Origin of the sequence: Acinetobacter sp. MD2(2019) (assembly GCF_035615615.1) — a bacterium.
GTDB lineage: Bacteria > Pseudomonadota > Gammaproteobacteria > Pseudomonadales > Moraxellaceae > Acinetobacter.
The window spans coordinates 22944-35416 of record NZ_VTDU01000001.1 but is presented as its reverse complement, the minus strand read 5'-3'; the positions used below and the strand labels follow the sequence as shown (position 1 = coordinate 35416).

At 40.2% G+C, this 12473-nt stretch carries 8 protein-coding genes and 1 pseudogene; 6 read left to right on the top strand and 3 right to left on the bottom strand.

Annotation, left to right across the window (positions count from 1 at the left end; all coding sequences use genetic code 11):
• Positions 1 to 71: 71 nt before the first annotated feature.
• Together denD and I2F62_RS00160 are read right to left on the bottom strand one after the other, a co-directional pair.
• Positions 72 to 1061, bottom strand: a complete 990-nt coding sequence (denD, locus tag I2F62_RS00165; RefSeq protein ID WP_324625008.1) for a D-erythronate dehydrogenase — start codon at positions 1059 to 1061, stop codon at positions 72 to 74.
• A gap of 106 nt (positions 1062 to 1167) precedes the next feature.
• Positions 1168 to 2106: a LysR family transcriptional regulator gene (locus I2F62_RS00160; protein WP_324625007.1), complete on the bottom strand. Its 939-nt coding sequence runs from the start codon at positions 2104 to 2106 to the stop codon at positions 1168 to 1170.
• A gap of 114 nt (positions 2107 to 2220) precedes the next feature.
• Here I2F62_RS00160 and I2F62_RS00155 point away from each other — a divergent pair, with 114 nt between their 5' ends.
• From I2F62_RS00155 to I2F62_RS00135, 5 genes are all read left to right on the top strand, one after another.
• Positions 2221 to 3396 (top strand): fumarylacetoacetate hydrolase family protein, encoded by a 1176-nt coding sequence (locus I2F62_RS00155; RefSeq protein ID WP_324625006.1) that lies wholly within the window; start codon positions 2221 to 2223, stop codon positions 3394 to 3396.
• 87 nt (positions 3397 to 3483) lie between these two features.
• The gene (locus I2F62_RS00150; RefSeq protein WP_324625005.1) at positions 3484 to 5271 is read left to right on the top strand and encodes an IlvD/Edd family dehydratase; all 1788 of its coding nucleotides are present in this window, start codon (positions 3484 to 3486) and stop codon (positions 5269 to 5271) included.
• A 172-nt stretch (positions 5272 to 5443) separates the two neighbouring features.
• On the top strand, positions 5444 to 6769 hold the full coding sequence (locus I2F62_RS00145) for an MFS transporter (RefSeq protein ID WP_324625004.1): 1326 nt from the start codon (positions 5444 to 5446) through the stop codon (positions 6767 to 6769).
• 260 nt (positions 6770 to 7029) lie between these two features.
• Positions 7030 to 7905: an SMP-30/gluconolactonase/LRE family protein gene (locus I2F62_RS00140; protein ID WP_324625003.1), complete on the top strand. Its 876-nt coding sequence runs from the start codon at positions 7030 to 7032 to the stop codon at positions 7903 to 7905.
• Positions 7906 to 7946: 41 nt separating this feature from the next.
• Positions 7947 to 9311, top strand: a complete 1365-nt coding sequence (locus I2F62_RS00135; protein ID WP_324625002.1) for an MFS transporter — start codon at positions 7947 to 7949, stop codon at positions 9309 to 9311.
• Positions 9312 to 9463: 152 nt separating this feature from the next.
• Here the strand turns inward: I2F62_RS00135 and I2F62_RS00130 are convergent.
• Positions 9464 to 10744: pseudogene (locus I2F62_RS00130) on the bottom strand (acetyl-CoA C-acetyltransferase); the annotation flags it as partial.
• A 316-nt stretch (positions 10745 to 11060) separates the two neighbouring features.
• On the opposite strand from I2F62_RS00130, the gene I2F62_RS00125 reads away from it, so the two are divergent.
• Positions 11061 to 12449 (top strand): 3-oxoacyl-ACP reductase, encoded by a 1389-nt coding sequence (locus I2F62_RS00125; protein WP_324625001.1) that lies wholly within the window; start codon positions 11061 to 11063, stop codon positions 12447 to 12449.
• Positions 12450 to 12473 lie beyond the last annotated feature (24 nt).

The following is a 12473-nucleotide window of genomic DNA, read 5'->3' as shown; positions in this document are numbered from 1 at the left end:
CAAGTCACTTAGACACAACTACGCAATCCGTACGCAAATTCTGGCTAAGTAACTATAAGGATTTTTATAGATTACACCTCTACCGTTGATGGCATATGAGGGTGATCTTGTATATGTGATTGAATAATTTCCGAAAAATTAGCATCTGCTTGAAACCCTAGCGATTCTGCATAAGGAGCATCAATATAGGCTGGCCAACTTTGTACAATGCGCTGAATACTCTCATCTTCTTGCCATTGCACAAGTTCTACAGCTTCTGGACCTGCAACTTGTTCTAATGCTTGCAACATATCTGCAACTGTGACAGTTAAACCTGGTAGTGGAATAATTCGTTTATTACCCAGTCGTTTCGCGGGTAAACTCGCCGCGTGCAGCATGGCATCTACACAGCGTCTTGGCGAGGTAATAAATACAGGGGTGTCTGCTTGAACAGGGCAAATAGCAGTTTCACCTTTAAGTGGTTCACGAATAATTGAACTAAAAAAGGTAGATGCTGCTTTATTGGGTTTTCCTGGACGCACGACAATGGTAGGTAAACGCAATACACGCCCATCAATAAAACCTTTGCGTGAATAATCTGCAACCAATAGTTCACAGACTGCTTTTTGCATACCATAAGATGAACTTGGTGTTACAACGGTTTGATCGTTAACAATATCGGGTAATTCACCACCAAATACAGCACAGCCACTTGCAAAAATAAATCGGACATGACGTTTTTGATGCCGTAATATATCCAGAATATTTAATAGCCCATACAGGTTGACTTGCATACCTAAATCAAAATCTGCTTCAGCAGCAGAACTGACTACAGCAGCTAAATGCCAGACAATATCTATATCACTTAATAAGGTTTCTAAAGTATTTTTATCCGTTATATCGCCTGTCACAACTTGGATTTTTTGATGCTGTGGTATTTCTTCACCTGCAAACGCATCAAATAAAATAATTTTATTGATTTCTTGGTTTTTTCCATCAATCTGCATCTGTCCTTGTTTTAGTAAGCGCGCTGCAATTTGTTTGCCAATAAAACCTGTGCCACCTGTAATCAGTACATTCATACGTAGTCCTTCACGATTTTAGATGATTTCATGTTTAAAATAGTTAAAGAGCATCATCTAACTGAATAGTAATAATTTCCAATGAATTATTTGCAAGAATTAATAACTAAATGTTATTGATTTTATTCTCTAGTAATAATTGAATAAATGCTTGACTAATTGCAGAAATATTTTCGCCCTTACGAGTCAGGATGCCATAATCTTGTGCTTCTAACTTTAATCCTGTCTCTAGAATATGTAAGCGACCTTCGGCAATGTGTTGGCTGACCATAGCTTCAGGGAGCATGCCAACGGTAGGTGAGTGTTGTAATATCTGTAAAAAAGTCTGCATTGAGATGGTGTTTACCGTATTTTGCGGCAATTTAACATTTGCACGAATAAAAGCACGTTCCATACGATCGCGAATCGGAGTGCCCTTAGGATAGAGTACCCATGGCCATTCAATAAGTTCACTCAGGTTACAGTGTTTTTGTTGCGCTAAGGGATGTTGTTCATTCACAACGATGCAAAAAGGTTCAGGACAAAGTGGCTGAAATTCGAAAAGGTTGGTTTGGGTTGGATTAGTAAAACGACCGATTGCTAAATCTAAAGTGTGTTCGCTTAACATTTGCATCAAATGATCACTGGTCTGTTCAACTACATCAATGCTAAGTAATGGCCATTTCTGTTTAATGGCAATAATTGCTTGTGGTATAACAATGGCAGTGGCTGCAAAAATTCCCCCAACTTTTAAGTAACCGTGACCACCTAAGCGCAAAGTCTCGATATCTTCTACAAAATGTTGGGCATCATTTAAAGCACATTGGGCATAATTGACTACATGTTGCCCTAAGGCTGTGACAGGCATACTGCGTGGTAAACGTTCAAAAATTGCAAAACCAATCAAATGCTCAATTTCTTTGAGCATTTTACTAATAGCAGGCTGGCTTAAATTCATTTGCTCTGCAGTGAGGTGCATATTTTGTGTGCGTGCCAAGGTTTCAATTAAGCATAGATGTTTGAATTTAAGCCAATTGTTTAGTGTGGATGGGTTGAGTTCACTCATCAAATGTCCTTATTTTTCCAATTACTTTTAGTTATCGATAACTGAATTTTTTCGATTGGTGTTTATTGGATAACAATCCTATCATGATTTTAAATCATACATGGAATGGATTTAATGAACTTTGAACTCAATACACACAATACTTTACCAAATGATGCTACACAAGGATGTTTGATTGGTCGTATTTGGTCCGTAGGGGAATGTGCAGGGCCATCTCCTGTACTTTTAAGAGATGGCTATGTTTTTGATATTTCTAAGAGTTATAGCACGATATCTGCATTATTGGAGCAACATGATGTGGTCCAGATTTTGTCAAAACTACAAGGTGATGTTGTTGGGAGTGTTGATGCTGTCTTGGCAAATACGGTGATTGATCCAGATCCAAGTCTCCCTTACTTTTTAGCACCAATTGACTTACAAGTCATTAAAGCTGCGGGTGTGACATTTGCAGCCAGTATGCTAGAGCGTGTCATTGAAGAAAAGGCAGGTGGGGATGCACAAAAGGCGCAAAGTATTCGAGATGTCGTGCAAAAATTCATTGGTGATAATTTAAAAACAATTCAGCCAGGCTCCGAACAAGCCTTAAAACTTAAAAATTATTTAATAGAACAACAAATGTGGTCGCAGTATTTAGAGGTAGGTATCGGCGTAGATGCAGAAATTTTTACTAAAGCACCTGTACTGTCCGCTGTGGGGACGGGGAATGCAATTGGCATTCATCCTAAATCCGAGTGGAATAATCCAGAGCCTGAAGTGGTTGTTGTGGTTAATAGCCGAGGTGAAATTGTCGGTGCAACCTTAGGCAATGATGTTAATTTACGTGATTTTGAAGGACGCAGTGCATTATTGCTCAGTAAAGCCAAAGATAATAATGCCTCCTGTGCTTTAGGACCGTTTATTCGCTTATTCGATGCTTCATTTGGTTTAGATGACGTACGTAATTGTCAGGTTGAGCTAAAAATACAAGGACAAGAAGGTTATGTATTAGATGGTTTAAATTCGATGGAACAGATTAGTCGAGATCCTGTCGACTTAGTACAACAGACCTTAAACGAAAATCATCAATATCCTGATGGCTTTGTTTTGTTTCTGGGGACGTTATTTGCTCCAACGGAGGACCGTGATCATGTCGGGGCGGGATTTACGCATAAATTACATGATCTGGTACGTATTCATAGTCCTAAACTTGGAACTTTACATAATACAGTTACCACCAGTGATCAGGCTAAACCATGGCAATTTGGTATCCGCGCTTTAGTTGATAATTTGAGCACTCGGCAACTACTTTAAGCTGTATACGTAGCAAAATTAGCTTACACTCGGTGTCGCATAAAACATAAGCAACGATATAAAACATTAAAACAAAAGGTGAATAAAATGACTGATCAAAGCAAAAGGATTTTTTTGAGGAGTCAACAGTGGTTTGATGATCCAGAACATGCAGATATGACCGCACTCTATGTGGAACGCTATATGAACTATGGCTTAACACGAGATGAATTGCAATCTGGACGCCCAATTATTGGTATTGCACAAACAGGAAGTGATTTAACACCGTGTAATCGACATCATAAAGAATTGGCAGAGCGGATCAAAGCGGGTATTCGAGATGCAGGTGGTATTCCTATGGAATTTCCTGTACATCCAATTGCTGAACAAAGTCGTCGCCCGACGGCTGCGCTTGATCGTAATTTGGCATATTTAGGCTTGGTAGAAATTCTACATGGATACCCTTTAGATGGCGTTGTGTTAACCACAGGTTGTGATAAAACCACGCCTGCTTGTTTAATGGCAGCTGCGACTACAGATTTACCTGCAATTGTATTATCGGGTGGGCCAATGTTAGATGGGCATTACAAAGGTGAATTAATTGGTTCAGGCACAGTCTTATGGCACGCACGTAATTTAATGGCCAAAGGCGACATTGATTACGAAGGCTTTATGGATATGACCACGTCGGCATCTCCTTCTGTTGGACACTGCAATACTATGGGTACAGCACTCTCAATGAATGCATTGGCGGAAGCATTGGGAATGTCTTTACCAACTTGTGCCAGTATTCCTGCACCCTATCGGGAACGTGGACAAATGGCTTACGCGACAGGCAAACGAATTTGTCAAATGGTTTTAGAGGACCTGCGGCCATCTAAAATTATGAGCAAACAGTCTTTTGAAAATGCGATTGCCGTGGCATCAGCATTGGGTGCATCGAGTAACTGCCCGCCACATTTGATTGCCATCGCACGACATATGGGGATTGAACTCACTTTGGACGATTGGCAACGTGTTGGTGAAAAAGTTCCTCTATTGGTGAATTGTATGCCAGCAGGAAAATATTTAGGTGAAGGTTTTCATCGTGCTGGTGGGGTGCCTGCGGTGATGTATGAATTGCAAAAAGCAGGTCTTTTACATGAAGATTGTGCCACAGTGAGTGGTCAAACTATTGGTGAAATAGCCAGAAAATCACAAACCAGTAATAGTGATGTGATTTTTGATTATCATCAGCCTTTAAAACATGGCGCAGGATTTATTGTGCTCAGTGGTAATTTCTTTGACAGTGCTATTATGAAGATGTCGGTGGTGGGCGAAGCATTTAGCCGGACTTATTTATCTACTCCGGGTGAAGAAAATAGTTTTGAAGCACGCGCAATTGTCTTTGAAGGACCAGAGGATTATCACGCAAGAATTAATGATCCTGAATTAAATATTGATGAATATTGTATTTTAGTCATTCGTGGCGCAGGTACGGTAGGTTATCCAGGCAGTGCAGAAGTGGTAAATATGGCACCACCTGCGGCATTGATTAAAAAAGGGATTGATTCTCTGCCGTGCTTGGGGGATGGTCGACAAAGTGGTACATCAGCGAGTCCATCTATCTTAAATATGTCACCAGAGGCTGCTGTTGGGGGAGGGATTGCCTTGCTTAAAACCAATGATCGTTTACGAATTGATTTAAATAAACGTTCGGTCAATGTATTACTTTCAGAAGATGAACTTGCACAGCGCCGTGCAGCATGGAAACCAAGCTATCCAAAATCACAAACACCTTGGCAAGAAATGTACAGAAAAATGGTTGGGCAACTCTCAACTGGAGGATGTTTGGAGCCTGCGACATTGTATATGAATGTCATTAATGAACAAAATTTACCTAGGCATTCACATTAATAATATAGAGATTATTCTGTTGAAAGATGCTTTTTTGATGTGAGATCAAAATAATAGAGGTCACTGTATACGTACGGTGACTTTCATACTTGGCTGAAAGTCTGTGGTCAAATCAATAGACATCATCATAAGATGTCCACATAAGATAAAAACAAGATTAAAGGATTAAGCTATGAGTTTAAAAAAAGTACATCGCCATTCATGGATATCATTGCTGGTATGTTGGGTAATCTGGGTCATTATTGCATATGACCGGGAGTTAATTTTTCGTGCTGCCAATATGATTTGTGAGGAATTCTCATTATCACCCACGCAATGGGGGTACACCATTGCATGTATTACCTTGTCACTTGCACTGTTAAGCATCCCAGTTAGTGCATTCAGCGATCAACATACCGCAGGCTGGAAACGTGCTATTTTTCAATGGCCCTTAATTATTGGTTTTGCACTTATTTCATTGCTATCGGGTATTACATCAATGAGCAATACCTTTTATAAATTTGTATCATTACGAATTTTGGCTTCGATTGGTTGCGGTGTCGCTGAACCAATTGGGGTGAGTAATACCGCAGAATGGTGGCCGAAAGAGCATCGTGGATTTGCTATTGGTACACACCATGCAGGTTATCCTGTTGGTGCGATGCTCAGCGGAATCGTGATGGCAACGATTATTTCTTATTATGGCCCTGAACATTGGCGTTATGCTTTTTTCCTCGGCATTATTTTAGCTGTACCTGTGATGACATTTTGGGTTATTTATTCAACCAAGAAGCGCTATGCTGAATTTCATCAGTCCTGTTTAGACAATGGTTTTACCCCACCGATGCAATTTGAAATTGCTGACCAACCTATTGCAAAGCAAGAGCAGTCTATAACCCCAAAAAATGGTCGTTTAATGAAGACTTTAAAGTCACGAGGGATTCTATTTACCGCAGGAAGTACATTAATTACGCATATTGTTTATATTGGCTTTCTCACTATTTTTCCTGCCTATTTATACAATATTGTTGGACTCGATTTAGCCAAGGCTGCAGGCTTAAGTGCTGTTTTTACTTTAACGGGAATTATAGGGCAAATTTTTTGGCCGACCTTGTCCGATAAAATAGGCCGTCGTAAGACACTGATTTTATGTGGTTGCTGGATGGCAGTTGGCATAGCCAGTTTTTGTTTAACGTCAGGTGTGACATCAGTCATTATTATTCAATTAATTTTTGGATTTTCTGCCAATGCAATTTGGCCTATTTTTTATGCAACAGCATCAGATTATGCTGAGCATGATGCCATTGGTACAGCAAATAGTATTATTACCGTGGCGTTATATGTGGGTGGTGCAATTGCTCCGATTTTAATGGGGTATTTACTTACAGAATTTGGTGGTTGGCAAAGTGAAACTGGGTATACGCTTTGCTTCTTATTGATGTCTGTATGTGCCATGTTAGGCGTATTATTACAGATCATTTTAAGTTTTATTGTGAAAAAAGAACAGCAACAGACATAGCAGGATTATCGATTTATCGTCTGAATTTTTCGGTGTATAGACAAAACAACAACCTGAATATGGGGGATGAACGCCTATATTCAGGTTTTTTTGCTCAATGAAAATGCTTCTATTGAGCTAAAACCTGAGGTAATTGTTGAATGGGTTTAGTGATAAAGCAATAACTTTTTTATATTAATAGCTAAGTTTTATTCATTGGTAATCATTACAAGACCTCTATATTTTAAGAATATTCAATATTTTATGACATGGATTTTGTTATGGAAATTAAAGTACTGGTAGATATTAAGACCCGTTTAGGAGAAGGAGCAACTTGGGATCCGATACGTCAACGCTTATTCTGGGTAGACATTGTGGATAAGCGGTTGTTTAGCTGTGATGAATTTGGTGGCAACCTTCGTGCATGGCATGCACCACAAAAAATAGGCTCATTTGCATTACGTGATCAGCATGATGGTGCAATTCTTGCCTTAGAAGATGGTTTATATACACTCGATTTTAATACGGGGGATGTTGAGTTTCTAATTAGTCCAGAGCCAGATAAACCATTCAATCGTTTAAATGATGGTCGTGTTGATCGGCAAGGACGGTATGTTTTTGGCTCAATGAATCGTATGGAAGAGGATACTACTGCGGCACTGTATCGTCTAAATACAGATTTAAGCTTAGAAACGTTAGAGACTGGAATTAATACATCAAACAGTATTTGCTGGAGTCCCGACGGCTCAAAATTTTACTATGCCGATACATGGGCAGGTGAGATTTGGTCGTATGACTATGCCATGCAAGGTCTACCCACGAATAAACAAGTTTTTTGCCAAATTGATACCTCAGATGGCGGTTCTGCTGACGGCTCTACCGTTGATAGTGAAGGATTTGTTTGGAATGCAAAAGTCTATTCAGGACAACTGATTCGATATGCACCAAATGGTCAAGTGGATCGTGTTATTGAAATGCCAGTCAAGAAAATTACCACAGCCACATTTGGAGGAAAAAACTTAGATGTTTTATATGTAACCTCAATGTCTGAACCACCATTGCCAAGATTTCCAGGGGATAACCAATATCGTGGTAGTGTCTTTGCAATTTATGGACTAGGTATTCAGGGGGTGGAAGATACGCGTTTTAAAGGATAATTAAACGTTAGCATTTCTATGATTATTTAAGGAAAAATAATATGGATGTAACAGAATCGGCACACGTGAATTCACGCAAAGGATTAAAGGCAACTGCACAGGTATTTTTTCAGTTTTTATCTCAAGATAAATATATTGTGTATTTGGTATTAATTGCCTTGGCAGGATGGTCATTAGCATCATATGACGTGAATTTATTAGTTTTAGCCTTACCTGACATTGCACGAGAGTTACACATTTCTGAAACCATGTTAGGTGTATTGGGTTTTGTGGTTTATGGCGCACAGTTCTTTATTACGCTGTGCGCAGGTTCGGCAATGGATGCAATTGGTCGCCGTAAGGTATGGATGTTTTGCTTAACCGGTTGTGCGGTATTTACAGGCTTAACCTTCTTTGTACAGAATTTTTGGCAATTAGCAATCGTTCGCGCTTTGGCATCTGGTTTTGCATATTCTGAACTTGCAGTTTCAATTACGATTGTGAATGAACAGGTACCTGCACGCTATCGGGGTTTTTTATATTCGATTGTGCAAGGTGGATGGCCAATAGGTGTATTCTTGGCATCTGCAGTGTACCTCGTTATTGGTGATATGGGATGGCGTGTTGTGTTTCTATTGGGTGTTGTGCCTGTAGTTATGGTCATGATTGGGCGTAAGCACATTAAAGAGTCGGAGCGCTACGAACATGTACAAGCTTTGAAAGATGCGCAACAAATGGGAAATAATACTACAGATGTTGTTGCCGAATTACAGTCACAACATCAAGTGGATACTCGTGATTTAAATAAAACCTCAATTCGACAATTATTTTCAACAGCAGGCTATGTCCGCCGTCAGTTAATTTTATTGTCTGTAATTTGGATTATTTATGCGATTAGTATCGTGCCATCCAATTTTTATATCACTTATTGGTTGCAGACATATAAACATTTTACTACTGCACAAACCAGTATGCTTTTAGCAGTGAGCGGAATTTTAGGCTTCTTTTTCTACGTGCTAGGTGGTTTGTTGGGTGAAGTGATTGGGCGCAAAAAAGTACAATTTTGGACGGCCGTATTGATTCCAATTTTCGGCTTTGCATTTTACTATTCACAAGATTACTGGTTGATTTGTTTGGTTTATTTTTGTCTGTATCAGGTGACGAATGGGACGTGGTCAGGTGCTGGGTTTGCCTATATTGGTGAAAGCTTTCCAACACGTATTCGAGGTACAGCCGTCGGATTTATCAGTGCAATGTTGGTATTGGGTTATATGTTAGGTTCATTGGTGTGGACAGTATGCACATCCATCCTTTCTCCACATAATACATGGATGTTTATGGCTGTGATTATGCCACTTGGATTATTTCTTACGCTTTTCTTAAAGGATATTAAACCAGGCACTGAACTAGAAGATATTGCAACTTAACGAATTTTGAATAAAAAAACCTCAGATTTATTTCTGAGGTTTTTTTATGAAAATATTAGATATATCAGCGTAAATACATCAATGTGCAATGACTTAAATTGAACCTAATAAACACGTAAAAATAAGTAAATAATAGTTTGAGTTTGTACCTTCTATTTTTCAATAATAGCGGTGACGCCTTGTCCACCCGCTGCACAAATCGAGATAAGCGCACGCCCCGCGCCTTTTTGGTGTAGCATTTTTGCAGTACTGGCTAGAATGCGACCGCCTGTTGCTGCAAAGGGATGTCCTGCAGCCAAAGATGATCCATTCACATTGAGTTTGCTTCGGTCAATCGAACCGAGTGGTGCATTTAAACCTAAGCGCTCTTTACAAAATTCAGGATCTTCCCAGGCTTTAAGTGTACTTAACACCTGTGATGCAAAAGCTTCGTGAATTTCATAAAAGTCGAAGTCTTGTAAGCTTAAACCTGCACGTTGCAGCATGCGAGGCATTGCATATGCTGGAGCCATAAGTAAGCCTTCTTTTTTATTCACAAAGTCAACAGCGGCTGTTTCACTAAAACTCAAATAAGCTAAAATTTCGTGTCCATTGGCTTTCGCCCATTCTTCAGATGCAAGCAGGACCACCGATGCGCCGTCAGTGAGCGGGGTTGAGTTTCCAGCGGTCATGGTTGCACTTTCACCCCGACCAAACACCGGACGTAGTTTTGCAAGTTGTTCCACCGTAGAGTTTGGACGTAGGTTTTGATCGCGCTCTAAACCTAAAAATGGGGTGATTAAATCATCAAAAAAACCTTGTTCATATGCTGCAGCTAAATTCTGGTGACTGGCTGCGGCAAGTTCGTCTTGCGCTTGGCGAGAAATTCCCCATTCTAAAGCGGTGAGGGCGGCATGCTCACCCATAGATAACCCTGTTCTTGGTTCGCCATTTTTAGGTGCATCCAATAAGTGTTTAAAGTTTATTTTAGATAAGGCTTGTAAGCGCGCTTTGGCGGTTTTGGCAATATTTAATTCAAGTAATGCTTTGCGCAGACCATCGCCAATTGCAATTGGTGCATCTGATGCGGTATCCACACCACCTGCAATACCCACTTCAATTTGGCCTAATGCAATTTTATTGGCCACCATAAATGCCGCTTGTAAACCCGTTCCACAAGCTTGTTGTAAGTCGGCGGCTGGGGTTTCTTGTGCAAGTTTCGTGCTTAATACGCATTCACGTGTTAAATTAAAATCACGACTATGTTTTAAAACGGCACCAGCAACAACTTCGCCTAAGCGCTGATCTTGAAGGTTGAAACGCTCAACTAAACCATTCAATGCAGCGGTGAGCATATCGGTATTGCTGGCTTTAAAATAAGGCCCATTTGAACGTGCAAATGGAATGCGATTTCCACCTAAAATGGCAACACGGCGAACGGTAGTTTGAGTCATAAAATGTTCCTGTCGTATCAGTAGAATGCAAAATGGGCAGATGAAATAGTTACTTGAAAAGAAAATTCTGCCATCTTTATCATTCTTCGGCTATTCCTAAGCTTAAACGATTTAAATAGTGGTTAAGATTAAACATAACACAGAATAATTACCCGACAATTGACTTAAATGACGCAGGCTTACAGATTTTGGTCAACACATTTAATGGCTATCTTGAGTATGATCATAGTCATAACATAATCAAATGGAATGATCTGCATTCTATTGTGTTGAATGCGTTGATCTGTTTATTCTAGGAATGTCTGAGGTAACGTATATGACTGATCAGTACCAACTTTTTTCTAAAACGCCGATTGGTAAATTTGTCATTAAAAATTTAGGTTTACCTACGCCACTGGTATTAGAGCGTTTTGAGAATCCATCTCCTGTCATTAAAGGTGCGGTGTTATTAGGCGCTGCAAAAACAACAACATTAAGTTCTACTTTGGCAGAGGTGTTAAACCGTATTCATGCCAATTGTTATCTGCACCAGTCAGATTTACAACAGCAAGCAAGCAAAGTGGGTTTGCAGGCGACGCTTCTAACAGAGCAAACTCAAAATACCAAATTTAAAGCCTTGGTTTTTGATGCAAGTGGCATTGAAGATGCGGCTGATTTAAGCCAAGTGTACGAATTTTTTCATCCAGTTGCGCGACAAGTTCAAAGTTCTGGTCGCGTGATTGTTTTTGCCAAAAGTCCAGAAAAGTGCAAAGCCGTGGCACAAGCCGTTGCACAGCGCGCGTTGGTTGGGTTTGTTAAATCGGTTGGTAAAGAGTTTAAAAAAGGCATTACCGCGCAAGTGGTTTATGTCGATGATGGTGCAGAGCAAAATATAGAATCGACCTTTAGATTTTTACTTTCGGCGCGTTCAGCCTATGTGTCAGGTCAGGTGATCCGTATTTCTAAAGCCGATGTGGTTGAGGTGAATTGGGTGAAGCCGCTTGACGGCAAAGTTGCGGTTGTTACCGGCGCAAGCCGTGGAATTGGTGAAGCGATTGCCCATGTTTTGGCCCGAGATGGCGCACATGTCATCTGTTTAGATGTACCTGCTCAGCAAGCCGATTTAGAGCGTGTGGCTACCGATATTCAGGGTTCCACTTTAGCACTGGATATTACTGCCACCAATGCAGGTGAGGAAATTGCAAAAGCTGTTGCTGCTTTGGGTGGTTTAGATATTCTTGTGCACAATGCCGGTATTACCCGCGACAAAACATTGGCGAAAATGACCGCAGATTTTTGGAACTTGGTGATTAATATTAACGTCTCTGCTGCCGAGCGTATCAATCAGTATTTATTAGAACATAACGTATTAAATCCACAAGGACGTATTGTGTGCGTATCGTCAATTAGTGGTATTGCCGGAAATTTAGGTCAAACCAATTACGCAACCTCGAAAGCAGCAGTGATTGGCTTGGTACAATTTACTGCACCAACTTTAACCAACGGTATTACCATTAATGCAGTTGCACCAGGATTTATTGAAACACAAATGACAGCAGCCATTCCATTTGCGATTCGTGAAGCAGGGCGCCGTATGAATTCTATGAGTCAAGGTGGATTACCTGTCGATGTTGCAGAAGGCATTGCTTGGTTTGCAACTGCGGCATCATCGGGTTTAAATGGAAATGTGATCCGTGTTTGTGGACAAAGTTTATTGGGTGCATAATCTAAACTTGTGGGGATACGACTG

Bases quoted from the DNA above. Each gene is read 5' to 3' on its own strand.
- denD (WP_324625008.1), bottom strand. From the start codon at position 1,061: ATGAATGTACTGATTACAGGTGGCACAGGTTTTATTGGCAAACAAATT.
- I2F62_RS00160 (WP_324625007.1), bottom strand. From the start codon at position 2,106: ATGAGTGAACTCAACCCATCCACACTAAACAATTGGCTTAAATTCAAA.
- I2F62_RS00155 (WP_324625006.1), top strand. From the start codon at position 2,221: ATGAACTTTGAACTCAATACACACAATACTTTACCAAATGATGCTACA.
- I2F62_RS00150 (WP_324625005.1), top strand. From the start codon at position 3,484: ATGACTGATCAAAGCAAAAGGATTTTTTTGAGGAGTCAACAGTGGTTT.
- I2F62_RS00145 (WP_324625004.1), top strand. From the start codon at position 5,444: ATGAGTTTAAAAAAAGTACATCGCCATTCATGGATATCATTGCTGGTA.
- I2F62_RS00140 (WP_324625003.1), top strand. From the start codon at position 7,030: ATGGAAATTAAAGTACTGGTAGATATTAAGACCCGTTTAGGAGAAGGA.
- I2F62_RS00135 (WP_324625002.1), top strand. From the start codon at position 7,947: ATGGATGTAACAGAATCGGCACACGTGAATTCACGCAAAGGATTAAAG.
- I2F62_RS00125 (WP_324625001.1), top strand. From the start codon at position 11,061: ATGACTGATCAGTACCAACTTTTTTCTAAAACGCCGATTGGTAAATTT.